We start from the raw sequence: 22621 nt of genomic DNA on the forward strand, positions 1-22621 counted from the left end.
ATTAAAAAGCCGCTGCCTTGGGCAGCGGCTTTTTTCATCAAATCGGAAGCTAGTGTTTGGTTGAGAAAGCGCTGACGAAATCCTTCAAATCGGCGGTGATTTCGGAAGCCTTCTGATAGCGTTCTCTCGGATCTTTCTTGAGTGCCCGCCCGATAATATGGTCGAACAGCAAAGGAATTTGCGGGTTAACATCCGATGGCTTCTCCGGGTTATGATTCAACACGGAGTAGATCAGAGATGTTATATTCTCACCTCGGAACGGACGTTTGCCGAGTAGTAACTCGTACATGACCACACCGAGGGAGAACAGGTCGGCCCGGCGGTCGATGGCTTTACCCTGGAGTTGCTCCGGGGAAATATAGTTCGGGGTGCCCATCGCGATACCGGTCTTGGTCATTGACGTGGAATCGACACGGGCGATACCGTAGTCCATGACCTTCACGCGATAATCTCCCAGGACCATGATGTTGGCCGGCTTGATGTCGCGGTGTACGATTCCTTGCTCATGGGCATATTCGAGGGCGGAACAAATCTGCGTTATGATCTGGGCAATGATCCGATAGTTGAACTGCACCTTCTTTTTGATCATATCCTCAAGGGTTTGTCCTTCGAGGTATTCCATCGCGATATATTGCAGGTGCCCCTCACTGCCGACGTCGTAGATCGTCACAATGTTAGGATGGGACAACTTCCCGGCGGCCTGAGCCTCGCGGTGGAGGCGCTCCTTGAGTTCCTCCATTTCCTCGGGATCATTCACGAAATCCAGCCGGATGGTTTTCAATGCTACCGGCCGGTTGATGGCCGGATCGACACCGCGATAAACCAGACCCATAGCACCCTTGCCCAGAACATCGATGACCTGATAGCGGCCCAGGTTCCTGATTTCACCTGATTGGTTGAGCTTGCCGGAATCGAACGTCTGCGTTAAAGGTCCCGAGTCATTCAAGGTGAGTTCTTGTACCGGGGCTTCAGTGCTTGATGCGATCGGTGCCGAGTCATCGTCATCGAGCGAAATTATGTCGGGAGTTATACCCGGTTCCGGACCGGAGCCAAACGGACCGGAATCGTTGGGCGAAATGATATTCGGTGATACACTACCGCCCATCTGATGAATAGGAGCTTCTCTGATTGCATCTCTCGGCGCCGCGGTAGTGTCGGACGGCTCCGACAGATCCATGTCGATATCAATGGCCTGGTGGTCGAATCCGTTGCTCCCGGTACCGACCGGCGCCGCCGATGTCGAATCAACTGAGGGTTTCTCACGGAGAGGTGATGAACCCAAATCTGATTGGGACATGGCGCTGGTTTTGATATTTTCGGGATCGGAGGCACTCGATGCTATCTCGCGTACCGGGGCGGCTTTTAATTCATCGAGATCGGTTTCATCGACTTTGATCTTCGGCCGCTTATTCGGTTTCTGAGGCCGTTGCCGTTCAGCTTTCTCTGTGTCGCGCTGCACCAGGATCGCATCGAGGAAAGGAGCCGCGATTGTGAACATGACCAGTTCGAGCAGAACATAGACGGTCTGAGGCAAAGTCTTATAGACTGAGACCATGAAGTAGTTGACATTGACCAGGACAACTATGCCCAGAAGCAGGATAAGGAACCGATAGAGCTTATTGACCTGCGGTAAAATAAAGGCGCAAAGAGCACCGATGGCGAACAGAATGGCCATATCTGTGGCCGAACCGCTTTCCTTCACGGTCAACATATCGTCATTGATGATATTTTCGGCAACCGAGGCCTTAATCAGATATTCCGGAGTATCCGCCTGCATTGAGGTCTTGAATGTTTCCGTTTCGCCGAAATCGTCCAGGGCGATGACAACCAGTTTGCCCTTGAGCAGGTCGAAACGGAATCCGTCTTCAAGTACCGTCGCCGCCGAGTAATGCAGCAATTTGTTCAGGGGGCAGAGACGGATGTAGTAATCCCCATCGCGACTGATCGGTATGGTTCGCTTATCTCCGAGTCGAATTTCTTGGCCTTCAACGATCTGTATTTCTGAAGGTGACACCCCCAGGAACAGTGCCGCGGACGCCAGGGCTGTTGACGGATAATAATATCCTTCGTAGTTCATGACCAGGGGTTGATATCTCAGAACGCGGTCGTCATCGGGCATGTTATAATCGAAGCCGAGCCAGGGCTCCGCCCGAAGAATTTTCTCCGCCGGCATGAATATTTTCCGAACTTGCAGGCTGGCATCCTCGGACATGAGTCCGAGCGGATTGTCAACAGCGATGGAATAGTTGAAGAGATGGTCGGGATTGTCGGTTCTTCCCGAGCGATAGGTAGAGAGTGCGATATCGTATGGAATCACCACCTGGCTCATCCAGCTCATTTGCTCGGCCAGTATTTTTGTATAACCGGCTGAGTCCTGACTGACATCTTCCTGGAAGTCGATATCGACCAGCATGGACTTCGGTTCCGCTGATGCCACGGCGGCCATCAGATCGGCGATCAAATCCCGATTCCAGGGCCAGTCTCCGTAAGTATTCTGAGCTTTCCGGTCGATGGTCACGAGCACAACGTTGGGACGATTGCCGTCCGGAGCCGTGAGGCGATTGACCATGTCGTTGACATCCTGCTGCAAACCGGCCAGGGGACCGAAGGCGTTGGCGTAAAGGATAACGACCAGTACCGATATCAGCAGAAACAGAACGTATGATGAATACTTGCTCATGTGATCCTCTGTTTACACTCCCGCTGCAAGACGGCTGACCAGAATCTCAGGCAAGGTCACTGCCGTCATCTTCTTCTGAGTAGTCTCAATGTCATACTCGACGCGCTGGTAGACAATCTCCTGCTCGTCATCATCATAAATCACATAACAGGCTCGGGGATCGTGATCCCGCGGCTGTCCGACCGAACCGACATTAATCAGGTAATGAGTATCCTCGGCCGGATTAAGGGTATGGGCGGCTCGTGTTCTGATCGGGCCATCCCCGGTTCGACTGTTAATCACCGGAACATGTGAATGTCCGTGAAAACCAAGTCGTGATTTGAGATGCTTTATCGCCAGGGCTGCTTCCGTTTCTGAGAATACGTAATGCCACCGTTCCGGTTCGAACGGAGAGGCATGTACGATATAGAAACCGTCAAGCAACCGATCCAATTCAAAATCTGCCATAGTAGCGAAATCAGTTTCCGAAAGCATGGTCTGGGTCCACTCGATAGCCTGGCGGGCGGCTTCGTTATAATGTGACGTACTTTGTAATCCCAGGGCAGTGTATTCGTGATTGCCCATGAGGATTACGTCACAGTTAGACGACACCAATTTTAAGCAGGCTCCCGGGTCGGCGCCGTAACCGATGACATCACCCAGACAGTGGATATTATCTACCCGCTGAATCTCGATGTCGCGGAGAACTGCGGTGAGGGCTTCGAGGTTGCCGTGAATATCCGAGATCAGGGCTGTTTTCACTGGTTCCCCTCGACGAACTTGAAGATGGTTTTACCGACTTCAACGATATCACCGTTCTTCAGAAGATGGTTGGTGATGACTTCGCCGTTAACTTTTGTTTTGCCGGCTTTACCGAGGTTGGTCAGGGTGTAGTAGTTGTCTTCCTTGACGATTTTAGCCTGGATGCCGCTGATCCAGAATCCCTTGGCCTTCACATGCACGAATTTAGCCTTGCCGATCGTCACCACGTCGCGATCGATTCGGAACTCGGAGAACTCCGTATTTTCTACCCCCAGCAATACCGATCCACCGTACTTCTCAACGATCTTGCGATCGATCTGATCCTGCTGGAGCAATTCCCGCTGACGCTTGGTATTCAGCACCATGGTACCGTCGAAAGAGGCATCGCTATCGGGCTCGCGCTGGACATCGGCGTTGTATAGCAGCGAGTATTTTCCGATCGTGATGATGTCCTTTTCTCGGAGGACTTCCTCGGAGATTTTACGGTTGTTTACGAACGTGCCGTTAAGCGACTCGTTATCAATAATGACGGCAGCGTTGGCGTTGAATTCGATCAGAGCGTGTTTGCGCGAGACTCCGCGGTTTTCGAGCACGATATCATTGTCGTTGGTACGACCGATCGATATACGTCTTTTCTCCGTGACGATCCGCTCGATAACCTTGTCTTCGTACTTGACGATTATTTCTGGCATTGGTCAACCCTTTCGTGCTGACGGAAGACCTATATGTTTACGATTTCCGCAGGGCCCGGCATCAACTACTTGCGACACAAGCCCTTGTTGACATACTATGGCATGCTTATATTGTCGGCATGCAGATAGGAAATCTAAACCTGAAAGGCCGGGTTATCTCGGCGCCGCTTGCGGGGGTATCGAACCGGCCTTTTCGACTCATGGCGCTGGCCCATCGGGCTGCCCTTGTATACACGGAAATGATTTCAGCCGAAGGACTTATAAGGTATCAAAAGCGTACCGAGGAGATGGTTCGGTTCGGCGATGACGAGCGTCCTATCGGGGTGCAGCTTTTTGGAGCCAACCCTGATTCGATGCAGCAGGCGGCTCGAATAACAGCCGAAAAGTATCAACCTGATCTGATCGATATCAACTTCGGCTGCCCGGTAAAAAAAGTTGTCAATAAAAACGGGGGAGCGGCGGTGCTCAAGGACCTGATATTGACGGCTGAGATTATCCGGGCCGTGGTCGAGGGAGCCGAGAAAATCCCGGTTACTATAAAAATCCGGACCGGTTGGGATGAAGCTAATTCGGTCTATCTGGAAGCCGGACGTTTGGCGGAAGCGGCCGGGGCCAAAGCCGTGACACTCCATGCCCGGAGTCGGTCACGAGGTTTCGCGGGAGCGGCGGATTGGTCGGCTATCGCTCGCCTGAAAGAGGCGGTGGGCATTACTGTGATCGGTAACGGAGATGTGGTAACACCGCAAGATGCTCGTCGGATGCTCGATGAAACCGGCTGTGATCTGGTTATGGTGGGGCGGGCGGCGATGGGTAATCCCTACTTGTACGAGGCGATGCATCATTATGTAGAAACGGGCGAACTGCAGCCCGAACCCGGTCTTGAGGAACGGATCGATATGGCCTGTCGTCATGCCGAACTGCTGGCCGATGAATACGGTCAGGAGCGCGGTGCGATAAAAATGCGGAAATATCTGGGTTGGTATGTAAAGGGTTTCCCCGGAGCTTCCAGTCTTCGGCCGTTGCTTTTTCAGGTGGAATCGACGGCTGATATCGTGAGAATTTTCAAAGAATACCTGAGTGGACCGCTTTCCCGTCGCGCTGTTGACGATTAACTTCAAAATCCGCAACAACGGTGGCTAAAAGGTTGCCGACGAGCAACATGATTGGTATATTGACCGTCAATAATTCGGCAAAAAAGAGCGTTTTGATATAAGGTTTTGCAAATGAAGATACTGAGCATTGCACTTCAGAAAAACGGATCGCTGATCGGTCCGTCGTTTGAGCTTATCGAAGCCGCCAAATCCTTGGGCGGTGAGATGATGACGGCGATCCTGGCCGAAAACGCCGAGCCGTTGGCCAACGAGCTGGCGCAACGAGGCGGCGGCAAAGTTCTGGCCGTCTCCAATGCCGCTCTCAAAGATTACAACGATCAGGTTTATGCCAAAACGCTGGGTGAATTGATCGCTAAGTACAGCCCGGATCTGATCCTCGGTCCGGCCACTTTCTACGGCAGCGCTCTGATGAGCCGTCTGGCCGCAAAAACTTCAGGAAACATGATCTCCGACGCTACCGGATTGAAAACCGACGGCGACAACGTGGTCGTAACACGCCCCGGTTACGGCGGCTCGGTGGTTTCCGAGATGGTCAAAACAGGGGCCGGTCCGCTGTTCGTTTCGGTGCGCGGCAAGTCATTCAACGAATCGAAGGAAGGTTCCGGTGAAGTTGTCACAGAAACGGTCGATGCGTCCTGTTTCGAGTCCGGAACGACAGTTAAGGAAATAGCTTCCGGTTCCGGCGGAGCGGTAACGCTCAATGAAGCGGATGTGATCGTGTCAGCCGGTCGCGGTATCAAAGGGGCCGAACATCTGGCGTTAATCGAGGATCTGGCAAAAGCTCTCGGTGGGGCAACGGGCGCCTCACGCGCCATCGTTGACGCCGGTTGGGCGCCGTATTCGATGCAGGTAGGGCAGACCGGTAAAACGGTCAACCCGAAGCTCTACTTCGCGGTAGGTATCTCCGGTGCAATCCAGCACCTCGTTGGAATGCGCTCCTCGGGTACGATCGTGGCGATCAATAAAGATAAGGATGCTCCGATCTTCAACGTCGCAAATTATGGAATCGTCGGCGATTTGTTCGAGGTTGTCCCGGCCCTGACGGCCAAGGTGAAGGCCGCGCAAGGCTGATTCTCTCTCGCAATTAACGGAATTAAGAAAGCCCGCAGTGCTCAGCGCCGCGGGCCTTTTCATAATCGTGATTGGACGACAGTCTATAATTCTACTGTAATATCCGCTTGTTTAGTATCAGTGCCGCAGACATTTTGGACCATCAGAGTTATGGTGTAATCGCCGGATGCCTTATATGTATGTGAAGCGGCTGAAGCACTACCCGAAACTTCATCTTCATCGTCATCACCCCAGTATATGTAACCGGTGCCCCAATTCCCCGACTCCCATGAGATCATGACAAGCCCACCTGATTCTGCTACAACATAGGTGAAGCTGGGATCGGGCAATTCGTCAATTACCACCACCGTATCGGCGTTCGTACGCGTGTCGGAATTGCCCGCGTCGTCGGTTACGGTGAGACTGATGTAATAAGTTCCGGCAGCTGCGTATTGGTGAACCGGCGATTCATCGTTGGAGGTAACACCATCACCGAAATTCCATCCCCAACCGGTCACATTACAACCACTCGTTTCGGTGAACTGAACGTCCTGATTAATACAGACAGTGTCGACGTTCACCTCAAAGTCGGCGGTTGGACCGGTTACTTCGATGGAGTCGGTTAACGTATCGGCGGAACTGCCGCCCGGACCGTAGACTTCCACCGACACCTGATACGAACCAATAACGGTATAGTTGTGTGATACCGTATCGAAGCTGTATAGTGTTTCAACGGCGCCGTCACCGAAATCGAAGACGAACGAGTCGATGGTACACTGGTCGAAGGTTACGAACTTGGCTTCGAACGGAGCGCAGTTTTCAATCGGACCACTGATGGCAAGCATCGTGGCCGGTCCGAGTACGGTCAGGCTCTGGTTGAGGACTTTCGATCCATACGCACTCGAAACGGTTAATGCAATATCGTAGTCGCCCGCGGAAGCCCAGGCATGACTAGGATTTTGTTCATCGCTGGTTTCTCCGTCACCGAAATCCCAGGAATAGGTATCCACCGGACAATCCACTTCGAACGTGAACGATACGGTATCCTCCGCCGCGCAAACGGTATCGGCGCTGGCGGTGATCGTGCCGCCCGGACCGCGGGCTGAGATCAGTCCAGTCTCGACGCGAGTATTGTTGCCGTATTCGCTGAACACGGTGAGGCTGCACGTGAACAGGGCCGCGGTATCGTAGGTGTGGAGCACGACGGTACTTTCAGGAGAGATTACGGTCAAAGCACTATCCTGACCGGCGTCTCCGAAATACCAGGTAACCGAGTCGATGTTGTAAGTACCCAGCGACTGATTGGTAAACTGAACATCCAATGGAGCACAGCCCGCATCGATGTCGACCGTGAACAAAGCGACCGGGGAGAAGACTTTGATATATTTCGACTTGGTGGCGGTATCTCCTCCGTGAAGAGGATTCTCACTCGTTACGGTCAAGGTTACGTCGTAGTTGCCCGGTTCGGTGTATACCCAGGTCGGATTCTGCAGACTGGAAGTGTCCCCGGTGGTGTCCGGTACGCCGAAATCCCAGTGGTAGATAAGATTGTCGGGTGATTCCGAACGATCATAGAATTCTACCGGTAAACCGGATTCATCGGGGAAGCCGAACTTACGGGAGGCTTCGAAATCCGCAATCGGGCCGATCGCCGTAATTGTCGTTTCATAGCTGGAAGTATCGATTGCGGTTTTAATCGTAAGTGTGGGGGAATAGGTCCCGACACTGGTATAGGTATGCACAACCGGATCACCGGCTGAGTCGACCGAGAACGAGGTCGTATCGCCGTCACCGAAGTCCCAGTACCAGCGGGCATCTTCACCTACGACACACGAGGAAGCATCGGTAAACGTTATCGTCAGGTCGGCGAAACCTTCGGTCGTATCAGTGTCGAACACAGCCGTTACTCCGTCGGCCGCAATGTAACCGTCCTTTTGTTTCGAGGTTGAACCGTAGTTGTCGGTCGCGGTGAGGGTAACATCGAACGCTCCGGATTCGATATAAACATGGAATGGATTCTGATCGGATGAACTGCCGCCGTCGCCAAAATCCCACTCCCATCTGACGACCGTGGTCAGCGATACGGAACTGTCGCTGAACCAGACGGTATCGCCGACACAGATCTCGGTCTGTGATGCGCCGAAGTTAACCGCCGGCGGTATGCTGTTCCATTTCTCAACGGAAACCGAAAGCAACTTCTCGAAATACGCGGGATTATGAACTCCGTTGGAGCCATCCATTTTGAACAACAAGTAATTATTAATGATGTTGGCCACGGTACTGGAGACAGTAACATTAGTGGTGAACTCAACACCCTCTTCATCGTCGGGATCGAGGTATCCCCAAATCCGCAGCAGCGATTCGAGGCTGTCGGCCAGAATGGGGATCGAATCGTAGTCGCTGAACTCATATAGATTCGTCAAGGCATTACTGCTGTGGCAGCCGGATACGTTACAGTTAGTAAGATACTGGGCGCCGGTCGTTTTATCCTCGAGCTCGAAAGTGTGTTCACCGAATTGATAAGCCTGGCCGGTTCCGAAATGGCATGAAAGACAGCCGTTCTTGTTCGATTTGTGAGTATTCGAAGGGGCTGCATATCCGAACAAATAACCGCCTTCGCCTATTATCACATCGGCCTGACAGGAGAAGTGCGGGCCGAAATCTGAGTCGATGGTGATTTTATTAGTATCGGCGCGGGGGTGAGCTTCTGTCGCCTGGTGGCACTGAGCACATAGATTAGAGCGGCCGATATCATAGATGCCGGTTACGAGATTGACGTAATCCTCATTGTCGCTGTTGACGTCGCGCAGGATGGTGTCGGACCATGTCCCAAAATCACCCGTATGAGGCGAATGGCAGGTGAAACAGCCGATTACGTTGGGGGCTGACTGTGTCTGCCTCGTTCCGTTTTCCATCCAATAAAGATAGCCCTCGTGAGTATGACACTCGGGACCGCAAGTGGCTACACTGAGCAGATCTCCGTTAAGGTTAACCTTGCCGTTGAGCAGGTCGTCGGAAGCATGAGCTGAATTGCGCCATTGCTCCTGTGGTCTCAGGTAACGGTTGTTGCCATCGGTGTGACAGCGGCTGCACTCGAGACCGAGGGTGGTATCGACTTGAGTGATGTTGGTGGTCTCGGTTATGAGATCATCGCAACCAAGGATAATAAAAACGGCTGCGACAAGCGCCACGGCCACTAAAGGTAGAACTCTCCAAAACCTCATAAGGCTTCCCTGTTGTTGACGTCATTACTGCTTGTATTGTAGGCACGGCCGGAAGAAGAGTCAAACATTTATTGGTTTTGTACTCCCGGCGGGAACGGTTCGTTCCCGTTAACGGCTGTCTCTACAGTATCAGTTTCGGTTAAGATTTCTCTCTTCATGACGAAAAAGATACAAAAGGATAAGTACGCCCTTTTCTAAGGAGAAACTATGTCAGTTCTAATGGAAGTACTGGAATGGGTTGACCCGACCGGTGATGAGATGATCTATCGTATCCCACAACAGGGCTCGACCGACATTAAAATGGGTGCTCAGTTAATCGTGCGCGACTCGCAAATGGCTATCTTTTTCAAGTCCGGCCATGCTGCCGATGTTTTCTATACCGGTCGCCACACTCTATCGTCACTCAACATGCCGTTATTGACTCGGATGCTGAGTCTTCCCTGGGGATTCAAATCACCGTTTAGAGCGGAAGTTTATTTCGTCAACCTCAAGGTGTTCACCGATTTGAAATGGGGCACCAAGCACCCGGTTACTTTCAAGGACAGCAAGCTCGGTTTGATTCGGTTGCGCGGTCATGGGGCGTACACGTTCCGAATCGATAAACCCTCCCTGTTCCTGAACTCGATCGTGGGACGGCAGGCTCGTTATACCACGGCTGACATTCAAAGTTACCTGCGCGATGTCATTATTGCCCGTATGAACGACATGCTTGGTGAAAATCTGGATTCGATTCTGGAACTGCCTGCTATTTACACCGAACTGGCCGAGCAATTCAAAGATGTGGTTAAAATCGAATTCGAGAAATACGGCCTGGAATTGGTCGATTTTTATATCTCTTCGATTACACCGCCCGACGAAGTCTCCAAGATGATCGACCAGCGCGCCGGAATGGAAGCGGTCGGCGATCTCGACAAGTTCCTGAAATTCGAAATGGCTCGTGGTTTGGGTGTCTCCGGCGGTCCGGCTGCGACCGGTTCCGGTATGGGGATGGCGGCCGGGGTCGGTCTGATGATGCCGAGCATGATGTCCAAAGTGTTTTCTCCCGAACAAACGGACCTGGCCGGGTCGTCGGTTGAGACCGTGGCCTGTCCCAGTTGTCATGCGCAGACTCCGGTTCAGTCACGGTTCTGCTATCGCTGCGGTCATCAGATGGTTCTCCAGAACGTTTGCCCGCATTGCCAGACTCAGTTGGCGACCGATGCCAAGTTCTGCCATGCCTGCGGTCAGAAACTCGATGCCCGCCCGAAATGTCCGCATTGCTCGGCGGAATTGATTCCCGGTTCACGTTTCTGTGGTGAGTGTGGTCGTTCGGTGACGGAAGATGACGCAAACGACAGCGACAAGTAAGAACCAAAGCGGCTTTTTTATCGGAGTCGGCTGTCCCGGCTGTGGCGGTGAGTTAACTGTCGACTCCGATTTATTCGTAATCGGCTGCAAACATTGCGGCTCGGTGTTACGGATTACTATGCCTGAGATTCCGCCCGCTTTTCTGGCTCAGGCTAAAATTTCCGACCAGGAAGCGCGGGTGCGGATCGACCGGCACCTTAAGCAGATCAAGCATCCCTTAACCGGATCTGGTTTGCAGTTCAAGCATCTGTATTATCCGTACTGGAAGGTTGATGCTGTCATCCTTAAGTTACGTAACAAGATAGAGCGACGAGAACTGGTTCTGAATAACGACGGTCAGACCGAAGTCGGATTCGATCACCAGAAAACCGAGATAAATCTGGCGCCATACCGGGTGACGGTGGCTGCCGGCAGAACGATTGCAGGGATTCCCGAAGCGATCGGGCTCAGGGCCGATTATCTCAAACTAACTGCTTATTCTCGCGATAACACCCAGGATGATTTCTATTCCGTCCCGGTAACGATAAACTGGAGCCAGGTCTGGGATTCGATTCAAAACCATGTTCGTGGGCTGGGGGAGATGGACATAGCCGATTTTGGAGCCAATCGTACAGAACTTTTCCGACCAATCGGTTCGTTGATTTATTTCCCGTTTCTCCTGGCGGAAAGCTATGACGGCGGAGACTATAACCGGTATATCGTCGATGGTGTCACCGGGCGAGTGCTGGAACATCTTGAGGATCCTCCCGAGGCCGACAACCTCGATGAACCACCTTCACTGGTGGAGTTCGGTCAACTGGGCGTAGACTTCCACCGTTGCGGTAATTGCGGGTGTGATCTGCCGTCACGCCAGTCCTATGTCTACATTTGTGACAATTGCCATGAAATGACTGTTCTGGACGGCCACGCTCGTGAAGTTCAACATATTACCCGAGTAGCCGCCAATCTTGACGACAACGACAGTCTCTTTCCCTTCTGGTCGTTACAGGTCGGTCCCGAGGATCACCAGCGTTTGCGGCGTCTTTTTGGGGGGATTTACAATTCCGACCGATTGGTAATACCGGCCTTCAGGTTGGGAAGTTTTGAGGCTTCCTACCGCTTATCCAAACGTATGTCGGCTGCCCAGCCGCAGTTGGAATTCGATGCGGTCGATGGTTTCGATCCCCGTTTCCGACCCGTTGATATCAGCTTGGCGGAGGCGCAACTTATGGCTCAGGTAATGATTTATCGCGCGGAGCTTACCCGGGGGGTGACCGGTTCCGTCAAGCCTGAAGATTTCCAGCCATTGACCTGTGAGTTGTTTTTCGCTCCGTTTCATCCTGAGAGTTATTTTTTCGTGGATTCTGTCCTGCAATCGGTTACGTTCGAAAAAAACGTGGTCGATTGATCCGATCTTCGGGAACCGCTCTTGGTTTTTCAGCGTAGAACAGATACAGATATCTCTTTGACAGTCTTCAAATTATCTTGCCCCTAAGGAGGATTTTGACTATTATCGACCTTTGAATTCGCTAAGTAGTTGATGATTCTAAATATCCGGGTCCGAGACCTTGAATTATGGCGAAAAACTAAGCAGCCGTTTATCCTTATGGCATTGAGGCCGGGGGGCGGCTTTTCTTTTTGGGAGATTTTGGTGAAGTATTCATTACTTAGTATCCTGACAATGACAGGTTTGCTGCTGATGATTTGTATCAGTGCGGCATACCCACAAGCGGCGTTGCCAAAGATGCAGGGAACGCCCGACGAAGGATATTCGTCAAACGCCGCAACCGATGTTATCAGGCACGATGGCGGCATCTGGCTCGTGACCGGTGAGGGAGTTTTATTTACCTATGACGATGGTCTCACCTGGGCCAGCTATAACGCGAGCAACGGCCTGGTCAGCGACATTGCTTCGGCTCTCTATTCCAACGGCTCCCGTTTGTGGGTTGGGACTAGTCACAGCGAGGTGATTGACGGTTACAAATTCAGCATCAGTGACGGTGTCTCATATTCCGACGACGACGGATTCACTTGGGAGCAGATTGATTTTTCAAGCTCGGGGCAGAATATCAGCAACGTTTATGGGGGATATCGCACAGTTTACGACATTACCGGTCATGAAGACTGGGTGTTCTTTGCGTCTTTTGCGTCAGGTCTGCTATCCTCCAACGACAACGGCCTCAACTGGCGTCGGATATTCCCAACGGCTGAGGATTCGGCTCAATACGTAACATCGAGCCAGCCAACTGAGAACAATCGCTATTTCTCGGCTGCGGCCGACAGTTCTCACGGCGATACGCTTATGGTCTGGACCGGCACTGCCGGCGGATTGTACCAGTATGTTTATGCGCCGATTACCGAGAAGTTGTCCTCGCGCTATGTGTCGCATGTATCCTTCTGTCCCGATTGTGTCGATTCGGTCTTTTTCTACGTTGGCGGTGAAAACGGAATTACTCGCGGTCTGGAAGACGGAGCGCCGTTCATCTCACGCTTTGAGAGCGATGGCCTACCCGGACCGTCGGTGACAGCCATCTACCAGTACGGCGGACGGTTGTTCGTAGGCACCGAGGATGAGCGGGACGGTAACAGCACCGGTCTGGCTGTCAGCGATGATTTCGGTGATACCTATTGGCCGGTGACAGGTTTCAATACCGGCTATGCCGGCGGCGACAACCATGTTCGCGAGCTCGCTAATATGGAAGACCGCCTTTACATGGCGGCATCTGATGCCGGTTTATTCGTTTCCTACGATGTGGGGGATAACTGGGAACGGATTCTGGTTGACTCCTCCGACGAGTACAGTATTCGCAACACCGTCAATGCCGTGACGGCATACGGCGATACCCTGTTCGTTGGGACCGACACCGGCTTGGCCAAGCTCTATATGACTCCCGCCGGCGACATCGATTCCACCGAGTATATGCCGTTCCCGGAGGGAGATTCCTCCTGTACGCGCGTTATCGGGGTTCGAATTCAGGAGTTCACGCACATCGATAGCTCAGGCACGGAAGATGTCCTTGTCTATGACTCCGTTGCTTATTGGACTATCAACCGGCCGTTGACTGCTCTGGGACGTCCGATGGTCGGTCGTAAAACCGCCCTGGGTACGGAATGGCAGAATCTTCAGGTAGGCGTACGCACCAACGATGTCGCTTTCTGGTCCGATACCGCTTTTGCTGTCGGAGAGGCCGGAGCTCGTTTTACGACCAGCGGCGGGAACCCCTCGACAATATATCGCATCATCGATGTTCGCAATTCCACCCGGGTCGACTCGCTTACCCAGGAAACACTCTACAGCATGAAGGTTTCCGGAGATACGATCATTGTCGGTTCCTCCAACGGATATGGAATTTCGACCGACCGAGGCGACAATTACCGGGTGTATCGTCCCAATCTGGACGACCTGAAAGCTGATGTCGTGGTCGCTCATACTTCAATAAACGCCTGGCAGAAGCTGCTCGGTGATTTTATCCCGGCAATTGATGTGCAGTATTTTGACGATGGCCGATTGGCCCGGATATGGGTTTCCAATCGCAGCACTTCTTACTGGCCCGACACCAATGCCATTACCGTTGGCTATGTGGTGCCGATCGACGACAACGGCGATGAGATTGATGAAGACAATCCCGCTGATACGGTCGGTTACGCTCATCGCTGGAAGCTGTCGTTGCGTGATGAATTCGCCTGGAATTATGCGTTCAAGGGTGATTCCGTATTCGCCGCCACCAACGACGGTCTGTTGTTCAGAGCCAACGACGAAACGGCCTGGGATACGATTCCGCTCCGTGATGAAAACGGCGAGGATCTGGTGGTCGAGGGAACCGCGGTTTACGGAGTCGAGGTTGACGGCGATTATTTGTGGGTGACAACCTCCGATCGAACCGTGCGTATCAATCTCTCCTCGGGTAATTTCACGGATCAGAAACCTTATTATGTGATTGATTCGGCCGCCGCGGACGATGAAGTATATGCCTTCCCGGTGCCGTTCAGTCATGCCAACGATAACTATGTGGATTTCCACTTTGCCGTACCCGAAGCCGGAAACGTAACGCTCGAGATATATGACTTCGCCATGAACCTGGTTCGCCGGGTGATTGACGGCCGCTTTTATGCTGCCGGTATCTATCCGACCTTCGGCTCGGATCGTGTGACCTGGGATGGTCTCAACGGATTGGGGGATGAAGTGGCGGTCGGTGTTTACTATTTCAAAGTCACTCTCCCCGGCGGTGAATCGCACTGGGGCAAACTGGCGGTGATTCCGTAAGGAGCAGTTATGAAGAAGATTATTATTCTGACCGTATTGCTGACCGTCGCGTTCAGCCTCAATCTCGCCGCCGAAGAGGCAGACGGCGGATATGCGGGAGCGTTTTTCCAGATACCGATCGGCGCTCGTCCAACCGCTATGGGCGGCGCTTATCGAGGTTTGTCGGATGACGGCGCCGGGGTGTTGTTCAATCCAGCCGGGCTTTCCAATATCAATAAACGGATATTCGCGACCTCTTACCGGGCCATGGCGCTTGATCGTAAAATGGGTTATGCCACGTTGATTTTCCCGACTTCCAACTATGCTGCCCTCGGTATTCACTGGCTTTATGCCGGTTCGGGCGGAGTCGAGCGCCGTAATTATGACGGTGATCCGCTCGGTGATGAAATCGAAATGCACAATCATGATTTCTCGATCATTTTCGCCAAGCGTTTCGAGTCGTTTTTATCGCTCGGGATCAAAATGAATTATCTCGCATCGACTTTCGCGGATATGAACGTCTACTCGATCGGTGTCGACCTCGGCGCCATGCTCTATATCGACCATTGCATCAGCCGGGAATCGGATTTCGAATTGCCGGTTGAAGACCTTAGGGTCGGTTTGACGGTCAAGTATCTCGATGCCAAATACAAATGGAACAACGAAGATTATATCCTGCAGTATGTCGATGGTCAAAGCGGTGTCGGCACCGAGCAGGATGATACTGTCCCGACCGAAATAGGACTCGGTATTTCCGGGCGTCTCCTGAATCGGAACCTGGTGCTGGCAACCGATGTTGTCAAGAACACGGAGCAGTCATTCGAGATTCACTTCGGTGCGGAATACTACTTCAGACCCGAAGTGGCGGTCCGGGCCGGAGTCGACAACGGCCGACTGACTTTCGGAGCCGGGTATGTGTTCACCTTCGGGAAACAATTACTCGGTGTGGATTATGCCTTCTCCACCGATAAAGCGGATGAGGGCTCGGAACATATATTTTCGTTTGATCTCCTTTTCTAAAGGAGGAGCATGTTGATCAAGTCGATTACGATCTGTGTTGTCCTGACAGGCCTGGCGACCGCTGCCTTCGGCGCTGATGTCGACGGCCTCTCGATGTTCAAGAACGACCATATTGCCCGCGCGGCCGGAATGGCTTCAGCGGTGGTGTCGCTCGAAGCCGATCCCAACATCCTGCCGTACAATCCGGCGGCTGCGGCTCGTCTAGAGAAATTTACCGCCTCCTTCGGGCACACCGAGCATTGGGAGAATATCCGGTTCGAGTCGGGCCATTTCGGTGTCAATCTGTTTCCGAAATGGTGGCTGCACGGAGGAATCCGCTATGCCGCCGACAACGACCTCGAAAAACGAGGGGTAATCCCGACCGAAGACCCGCTGGCCACTTTTAACACCCATGACCTGTCGGTCAAGACCGGTCTGGCTTATACCATCAACGAGCGAATGTCGGCCGGGATCTCTCTGGGCTGGTGGTTCGAGGAAATCGAGGGCTGGCGGGGTTCGGCTTTTAACGTGGACCTTGGCGTGCTCTATCGTTATGACGACAAACTCGGCTTTGGAGCTTCCGCCGTCGGTATCGGCTCTGATCTGGTGCTCAGTAAATCCGGTTTCGGGGATTCGGAAGATATCCCGCTGCCGACCGTTTATCGCATCGGAGCGCACTACCGGGCGCATGAGTATGTTCTGGCGGCGCTGGACCTGGTCGAGGCGGACGATGATTTCCACGTCCATATCGGCGTGCAGTCGCCGCTGCACGAGTATTTCACCCTCCGAGCGGGTTACATGACCGGTTATGATTCCAAGAATTTCACTGCCGGAGCCTCGTTCGGCATGCGCAACATTACCGTAGACTATGCCTTCGTGCCGTTTTCGAATGATCTGGGAACGTCACATTTGTTCAATATAACCTTTAGTCTGTAGAGAGTAGGAGAAGCTACCTATGGCGAAGTACAAAATTGCCTGGATGCCCGGTGACGGGGTGGGCAATGACGTCATGGAAGCGGCCAGGCTGGTGCTCGACAAGCTGGCCCTGGATGCCGAGTACATTCCGGCCGATATCGGCTGGGAGTTCTGGAAGACGGAAGCCGATCCGTTGCCGAAACGGACGATCGATATTCTTAATAACGTCGACTGCGCTCTTTTTGGCGCGATTACCTCGAAACCCAAAGAAGAGTGCGAAGCGGAGCTTATCCCGGAACTGCGGGGGAAAGGGCACGTTTATTCGTCGCCGATAGTTCGCCTGCGTCAGGAGTTCAATCTCCGCACCAACCTGCGTCCCTGTAAAGCCTATCCCGGTAACCCGCTGAACTACAAGGACGGAATCGATATCGTGGTGTTTCGTGAAAACACCGAAGACCTTTATTCCGGCGTTGAGTTTTTCCCGCTGCCGGATGAAGTTCGCGATGCGGTCAAAAAGCACAACAAGAAAATGGCCCGGTTCGATAAATATCCGTCCAGCGAAATCGCCGTGTCGTTGCGTATCAACACTAAAACCGCCTGTCGCAATATCGTTACTGATGCTTTCGAGTACGCCAAAAAGTTCGGCTATAAATCGGTCACGGTCGTGGAAAAACCGAACGTGGTCCGCGAGACCTCGGGTCTGATGGTTCGCACCGCCCGCGAGGTGGCTAAGAACTATCCCGGGATCGAGCTTTGGGAAACCAATATCGACGCCATGTGCATGTGGCTGATCAAGAATCCGATGGATTACTCGGTACTGGCTACCTCTAACCTGTTCGGCGATATTATCAGCGATCTGTGCGCCCAGCTCGTCGGCGGTCTCGGTTTTGCCGCCTCGGGCAATATCGGCGACAAGCTGGCGGTGTTCGAACCGACCCACGGCTCCGCGCCCAAGTATGCCGGGCAGTATAAGGTCAACCCGATGGCCACTCTGATCACTACTCGAATGATGCTCGAATGGCTGGGGGAGACCGAACTGGCCGAGCGTCTTGAGAGCGCCATTGCGGCCGTGATCCTCGAGGGCAAGGTTCGCACTTACGACATGGGCGGCACGAGTTCGACGCTGGACGTCGGCAAAGCCGTCGCAGCCAAGTGCTGATCCCTCGTCTGATCTGATTTCCGATATGACATCACAAGGCGCTGCCTCAAGGTAGCGCCTTTTCTTTTTTAACACGAAACCATCGGAGCAACGACGTGCCGTCAGGCGTCTCTGCCCGACGACTCTTTGTGAGTCCCTCTCACGCTGTCATGGCGAGCGAAGCGGAGCAATCTCGCAGTGATGGCCCACCCGTCCACGAGTTAGAGAGACGGGTTGCTCTACGTGAGGTTATTCATAGATTCGGAGGCCGGGATCCCTGTGATCCCGGCCATTACTTGATCCCGTGCCCGGGTGGGGAATACGCCCGTCCCAACTTACGGTGCCCCACCTCTCGGGTGGGAATTTCTGAGTGGCAAATCTCTCCCGGTTTGTTCCTGTGTTGCTGGTAGGCGGCAGACCTTGTCTTACCCTCTGCAACTGCGGAATCTGTCCTCTCTGAATCCTGCAAAGAAACTCGCGAAAAATCCAACCGTGCTGGTGGGCGGCAGACGTCTCGTCTGCCCCTGTGGCAGCAGGTCAGGTTTCTTGAAACCTGACCTCTTATCTCAGAGCAGCCCCAGCCGTTCCCGAATGAGATAGGCCGCGCCTTTGAGAGCCAGCCCGCGGTGGGAGACGCCGTTCTTTTCCTCCAGCGTCATCTCGGAGAACCGCTGTCCCGTGTGCGGATAGAAAAAGACCGGGTCGTAGCCGAACCCCTCGCGCCCGCCGACTTCCTCGGTGATGTACCCCTCGGCCGAGCCCTCGGCCAGGTTGTTGGTCCCGTCCTCCCAGACGATCGCGATCACGCAGCGAAACCGCGCACCGCGCTGCGCCTGGGGCACCCCCGCGAGAGCGGCGAGGAGCTTGCGGTTGTTGTCGGCATAAGTGCAGCCTTCCCCGGCATAACGGGAGGAATAGACACCGGGAGCGCCATCGAGATAGTCGACCTCGAGGCCGGAGTCATCCGCCAGCGCGACCATTCCCGTCAGTTTGTGGATGGCGTTGGCCTTGAGCAGGGCGTTCTCTTCGAGCGTCTCGCCGGTTTCTTCGACATCCGGGAAGTACTCGAAATCGTCTTTGGTTTTGACGTTTACGGGGAGGCCTTTAAGTAGTTCTTTAATCTCTCGAATCTTGTCCGAGTTATTCGTGGCTAGTACGAGGTCCATTATACGGCTCCGTGTTGGAGGATGTACTTGGAGAGATTCGAACTGAATCCAACTCGCCTCCAGAATGCTCTCCAGACGCTGTCCCCACCGTTATTGCCGAGGGCTAGTGCCAAGCCGGTGGCCAAGTAGTTTGACGCGTGGAACAGGTTCCTCTCAGTATGTTCCATATCTTTGGCAGAGGCCAGCCCTTTCGCATAGCCTCGATCGAGTTGTACGAACTTGTGTCCGACTGTGTACCGCGTCGGGTGGATATAGTTGGACAACAACGAATATGCACGCAGATATGCATCGATCCCCCTCAGTCTCTTGTCACCTGCTTGCACAACACGATCAACTCTTAGGTGAAATGTCATGCCCGACCAATGTCTCAAGAAGCGCCTTTTCATCTCTCTATCTATCGCGATCCAGTGTTCGTCGCTGCCTTCTTGTACAGGGACTACCCTAGCAATTGATGCAAGACCATCCAAGCTTGCATCTCCAAGCACTCCTGGATCCCCTAGCCCAAGCGTCTCTGCCAACTTGTCTCTGAGAGCCTCTGCGGGCAAACCTTGGAGCTTCTCTATCTTGCGCCCCTCCACACACTTTTCATATATCTCGGGCCAGTTACATTTCACAGCCGTTCGGTACTCTTCTGCAAATGTCGGTATGCGCGCTTCGAACTCTGATCCGACCAATTTAGGGGAATACCAATGCCGGATCAGTACTCCGTAGCTGTTGAATTGGCGGTTGGACCGTTCAGAATCAAGGAGTGCAAGTAACAACATGTCAACCACGTATTCAATCAACGACCGTTCCATGATCGCAGTCGACAGCCGGTTTCTCGCCTCGATGCAGGTGTATATCCCCGAAATCAAGCTAACGCACGTAGCGAATATGTGCGCACAAGTTTTCGCCGTGCTATCGTCATCTGCCGCCTGAACATGTGTCTCAACATCATCTGATGTCGATTGGAGTATGTCGAGCAGCTCTCGCTTGAATATGGTTTGGGAGCTCAATACCTACTTATATCCACTCTCGTTATCCGTTCCGGGGGGGAGCCGAGGAAGCGCGTCGCCAACTGCATGAACTTCTCCGGGACATCACTCACGAAATACTTATGCGAGCCCTTCCGACCGGAGCCGTTACGAAGCAGCCCGGCCCTGGCCAGCATGTCGCGGGCGGCCCGGGCGGTCTCATCGCCGCTGCCGATCAGGGTCACTTTGTCCCCCATCACCTCGGCTATTACCTCTTTGAGCAGGGGATAATGGGTGCAGCCGAGCACGAGCGTGTCGACATCGACGTCGTGCATCATTTGCAGGTAATCCCGGGCGATCATGTAGGTGCCCTCTTTTTCGATGTACCCCTCCTCGGCCAGCGGCACGAACAGGGGACAGGCGAGGGAGAAAACCTTGATGCGGTCGTCGAGGTCGTGGATCATCTTGGCGTAGGCGTCCGACCCGATCGTGGCGTTGGTGCCGATCACCCCCACCCGGCCGGTACGAGTCTTTTCGACCGCGGCCCGCGCGCCCGGCTCGATCACCCCGATCATCTCGACTTCAAACTCCTCGCGAACCGTGTCCAGCGCGACCGATGAGACCGAGTTGCAGGCGCTGATGATGAACTTGACGTTGTGCTCCATCAGAAACGCCACGTCCTGCCGCGTGAATTGGATGATTATTTCCTTGGAACGGGGTCCGTAAGGGGTGCGGCCGACGTCGCCGAAATAGACCACATCCTCCTGCGGCAGGAGCTTGAATACTTCACGGGCGACGGTCAGGCCGCCGACACCCGAGTCGAACACGCCGATCGGGCGATTGATTTTCTGTTCGGGAGTCATGAACTTAGTCTGCCTCGTATTGGGCCTTGAACTTCTTGATCGCTTTGTAGATCGCCTCAGCGACGGTTTTCTGGTAACTCGAGGTTTTCAGCAATTTTTCTTCGGTTTTATTACTGATGAAACCGGATTCGACCAGGACTGAGGGGGTGTAAACCTTGTTCAGCACAAAAAAACCGGCCTGGTCGACCCCGCGTGCCGGGATTTTGAGATCACGGTGAAATTCCTTGGCGATCATCATGGCGAAATCGTGTGATTCGGTCTGGAATTCGGTCATGATCATTTCGTTCAGGATCGACATGACCGGATCCACATCGGTTTCTTCGTCTTCTTCTCCGCGATGTTTATTGAGGGTGGACTGCTCGCGCATGAAGAATGAATTCTCGAATTGGGCCACGGCTCGGGCGGAGTCGTTACGGGCTGCGGCGAGGAAAAAGACGTTCCAGCCGCGCACGTCGCGTTTGGGGGAGGCGTTGGCATGGATCGAGATGAACAGGTCGGCGCCGGCGTCATTGGCAATCTTGGCTCGCTGTTCGAGTGAGACATCATCGTCCTTGCCGCGTGTCATGATGACCTTGAACTGCTTGTCCTTGCGGATCAACCCAGCCAGCTCCTTGGCGATTCCCAGCACGATGTCTTTCTCGCGTGTTTTACCGGGGCCGACCGCGCCGTAATCGTCACCGCCGTGACCGGCATCGACCACGATCACATCGATTTTATTGTCCGGTCCGACTTTTGGAGCGGTGTCGGCATTTTCCGGAACTTCGAATGAGGCGTCGACTATCGTAATTTCTATCCGGGGGGGATCAGTTGCGAGGCGGTGCTGCCATTGCTCCACCGGTTTTTTCATCCGCATCGACACCTGCGCCGAACCGGGACCCTGATGGGCGGTCAGCTTGTACATGTAGCGGCTGTCGCGCTGACTCACGATCTGGCCGGTGTTGACACGGCCGTCGGTGATGAAGACGTTGATCCAATTTCCCTCGGTAATAGCGATATCGTAGGTCAGTTCCCGGGTCAGGAAAATGTCGATCAGGAGCCCGTTGGCCTTATGCTCGATCTTGAAATCGGTAACGTTGAAATACTGTGATTCGATTTTCAGGGTGTGTGTGTCGGTGTTCCAGGTTAGCTGTTGCTGGAGAATTCGGTCAAGGAAGGGAATGAACGTCTCGGCCGGGAGCAGTAACTGTCCCTTCTCCAAACGAGCCGGATAGGTGATGTTGAACAGGTCGGTATTGAGTTTGAAAAACGGCGAACCGAGCACGAATTCGAAACGGTTTTCGGGAAGCTGGTAGAACAGCGAATGCCCCACGAGATTCCAGTCCAGATCCCCACCGATTATTTCCGCCAATTGTGAAAGGGAGAAATAGGTTATGCGGTTTTTCTGGAATCCCATGATCGGCTGGATATCACCGGCATAATCGACCATAACCTGAATGGTCGAGTCGCTTTGGGCTGTCACCCCACCCGTGAGTACCAGTATTGTAATAATCAATGTTAGGAGGAAACGTTTTACCATAGT

Annotated in this window: 16 protein-coding genes; 8 read left to right on the forward strand and 8 right to left on the reverse strand. The window is 53.4% G+C overall.

What is annotated here, in order from left to right:
* Positions 1 to 49: 49 nt before the first annotated feature.
* Genes PLF13_11910 through PLF13_11920 form a run of 3 tightly spaced genes read right to left on the reverse strand, consistent with a single transcriptional unit; the run spans position 50 to position 4113 of the window.
* Positions 50 to 2680, reverse strand: coding sequence for a serine/threonine-protein kinase (locus PLF13_11910; GenBank protein HOP07983.1), 2631 nt, complete (start codon positions 2678 to 2680; stop codon positions 50 to 52).
* A gap of 12 nt (positions 2681 to 2692) precedes the next feature.
* Positions 2693 to 3421: a metallophosphoesterase family protein gene (locus tag PLF13_11915; protein ID HOP07984.1), complete on the reverse strand. Its 729-nt coding sequence runs from the start codon at positions 3419 to 3421 to the stop codon at positions 2693 to 2695.
* Positions 3418 to 4113 (reverse strand): FHA domain-containing protein, encoded by a 696-nt coding sequence (locus PLF13_11920; protein ID HOP07985.1) that lies wholly within the window; start codon positions 4111 to 4113, stop codon positions 3418 to 3420. Before PLF13_11920 ends, PLF13_11915 begins: the two co-directional genes overlap by 4 nt.
* A gap of 119 nt (positions 4114 to 4232) precedes the next feature.
* Here PLF13_11920 and dusB point away from each other — a divergent pair, with 119 nt between their 5' ends.
* Complete coding sequence (dusB, locus tag PLF13_11925; protein HOP07986.1) at positions 4233 to 5225, forward strand: tRNA dihydrouridine synthase DusB; 993 nt, start codon at positions 4233 to 4235, stop codon at positions 5223 to 5225.
* A gap of 111 nt (positions 5226 to 5336) precedes the next feature.
* Entirely contained in the window at positions 5337 to 6296 is a 960-nt protein-coding gene (locus tag PLF13_11930; protein ID HOP07987.1) for an electron transfer flavoprotein subunit alpha/FixB family protein, read from the forward strand.
* 83 nt (positions 6297 to 6379) lie between these two features.
* On the opposite strand, the gene PLF13_11935 is transcribed toward PLF13_11930, so the two are convergent.
* Positions 6380 to 9499 carry a PKD domain-containing protein gene (locus PLF13_11935; GenBank protein HOP07988.1) on the reverse strand — a complete coding sequence of 1040 codons (3120 nt, stop codon included), beginning with the start codon at positions 9497 to 9499 and terminating at the stop codon, positions 6380 to 6382.
* A 207-nt stretch (positions 9500 to 9706) separates the two neighbouring features.
* On the opposite strand from PLF13_11935, the gene PLF13_11940 reads away from it, so the two are divergent.
* From PLF13_11940 to PLF13_11965, 6 genes are all read left to right on the forward strand, one after another.
* The gene (locus tag PLF13_11940) at positions 9707 to 10846 is read left to right on the forward strand and encodes an SPFH domain-containing protein (protein HOP07989.1); all 1140 of its coding nucleotides are present in this window, start codon (positions 9707 to 9709) and stop codon (positions 10844 to 10846) included.
* Positions 10821 to 12233, forward strand: a complete 1413-nt coding sequence (locus PLF13_11945; protein ID HOP07990.1) for a hypothetical protein — start codon at positions 10821 to 10823, stop codon at positions 12231 to 12233. The genes PLF13_11940 and PLF13_11945 overlap by 26 nt, the downstream gene beginning before the upstream one ends.
* A gap of 243 nt (positions 12234 to 12476) precedes the next feature.
* Positions 12477 to 15089 carry a hypothetical protein gene (locus tag PLF13_11950; GenBank protein HOP07991.1) on the forward strand — a complete coding sequence of 871 codons (2613 nt, stop codon included), beginning with the start codon at positions 12477 to 12479 and terminating at the stop codon, positions 15087 to 15089.
* 9 nt (positions 15090 to 15098) lie between these two features.
* Positions 15099 to 16088: a PorV/PorQ family protein gene (locus tag PLF13_11955; protein HOP07992.1), complete on the forward strand. Its 990-nt coding sequence runs from the start codon at positions 15099 to 15101 to the stop codon at positions 16086 to 16088.
* Positions 16089 to 16097: 9 nt separating this feature from the next.
* A complete protein-coding gene (locus PLF13_11960; protein HOP07993.1) occupies positions 16098 to 17003 on the forward strand; it encodes a PorV/PorQ family protein in 906 nt (301 codons plus the stop codon).
* A 19-nt stretch (positions 17004 to 17022) separates the two neighbouring features.
* The gene (locus PLF13_11965) at positions 17023 to 18141 is read left to right on the forward strand and encodes an isocitrate/isopropylmalate dehydrogenase family protein (protein HOP07994.1); all 1119 of its coding nucleotides are present in this window, start codon (positions 17023 to 17025) and stop codon (positions 18139 to 18141) included.
* Between the two features lie 545 nt (positions 18142 to 18686).
* On the opposite strand, the gene PLF13_11970 is transcribed toward PLF13_11965, so the two are convergent.
* From PLF13_11970 to PLF13_11985, 4 genes are all read right to left on the reverse strand, one after another.
* Positions 18687 to 19286, reverse strand: a complete 600-nt coding sequence (locus tag PLF13_11970; GenBank protein HOP07995.1) for an XTP/dITP diphosphatase — start codon at positions 19284 to 19286, stop codon at positions 18687 to 18689.
* Complete coding sequence (locus PLF13_11975; protein HOP07996.1) at positions 19286 to 20071, reverse strand: hypothetical protein; 786 nt, start codon at positions 20069 to 20071, stop codon at positions 19286 to 19288. The genes PLF13_11970 and PLF13_11975 overlap by 1 nt, the downstream gene beginning before the upstream one ends.
* A gap of 206 nt (positions 20072 to 20277) precedes the next feature.
* The gene (murI, locus tag PLF13_11980; GenBank protein HOP07997.1) at positions 20278 to 21102 is read right to left on the reverse strand and encodes a glutamate racemase; all 825 of its coding nucleotides are present in this window, start codon (positions 21100 to 21102) and stop codon (positions 20278 to 20280) included.
* A gap of 4 nt (positions 21103 to 21106) precedes the next feature.
* Positions 21107 to 22618, reverse strand: a complete 1512-nt coding sequence (locus PLF13_11985; protein HOP07998.1) for an N-acetylmuramoyl-L-alanine amidase — start codon at positions 22616 to 22618, stop codon at positions 21107 to 21109.
* Between the last annotated feature and the right edge of the window lie 3 nt (positions 22619 to 22621).

The organism is Candidatus Zixiibacteriota bacterium, assembly GCA_035380245.1.
Classification (GTDB): Bacteria; Zixibacteria; MSB-5A5; order GN15; family FEB-12; genus DAOSXA01.

Coding starts and splice junctions, on each gene's coding strand:
- PLF13_11910 (HOP07983.1), bottom strand. CDS start 2,680: ATGAGCAAGTATTCATCATACGTTCTGTTTCTGCTGATATCGGTACTG.
- PLF13_11965 (HOP07994.1), top strand. CDS start 17,023: ATGGCGAAGTACAAAATTGCCTGGATGCCCGGTGACGGGGTGGGCAAT.
- PLF13_11970 (HOP07995.1), bottom strand. CDS start 19,286: ATGGACCTCGTACTAGCCACGAATAACTCGGACAAGATTCGAGAGATT.
- murI (HOP07997.1), bottom strand. CDS start 21,102: ATGACTCCCGAACAGAAAATCAATCGCCCGATCGGCGTGTTCGACTCG.
- PLF13_11920 (HOP07985.1), bottom strand. CDS start 4,113: ATGCCAGAAATAATCGTCAAGTACGAAGACAAGGTTATCGAGCGGATC.
- PLF13_11940 (HOP07989.1), top strand. CDS start 9,707: ATGTCAGTTCTAATGGAAGTACTGGAATGGGTTGACCCGACCGGTGAT.
- PLF13_11935 (HOP07988.1), bottom strand. CDS start 9,499: ATGAGGTTTTGGAGAGTTCTACCTTTAGTGGCCGTGGCGCTTGTCGCA.
- PLF13_11960 (HOP07993.1), top strand. CDS start 16,098: ATGTTGATCAAGTCGATTACGATCTGTGTTGTCCTGACAGGCCTGGCG.
- PLF13_11930 (HOP07987.1), top strand. CDS start 5,337: ATGAAGATACTGAGCATTGCACTTCAGAAAAACGGATCGCTGATCGGT.
- dusB (HOP07986.1), top strand. CDS start 4,233: ATGCAGATAGGAAATCTAAACCTGAAAGGCCGGGTTATCTCGGCGCCG.
- PLF13_11945 (HOP07990.1), top strand. CDS start 10,821: ATGACGCAAACGACAGCGACAAGTAAGAACCAAAGCGGCTTTTTTATC.
- PLF13_11955 (HOP07992.1), top strand. CDS start 15,099: ATGAAGAAGATTATTATTCTGACCGTATTGCTGACCGTCGCGTTCAGC.
- PLF13_11985 (HOP07998.1), bottom strand. CDS start 22,618: ATGGTAAAACGTTTCCTCCTAACATTGATTATTACAATACTGGTACTC.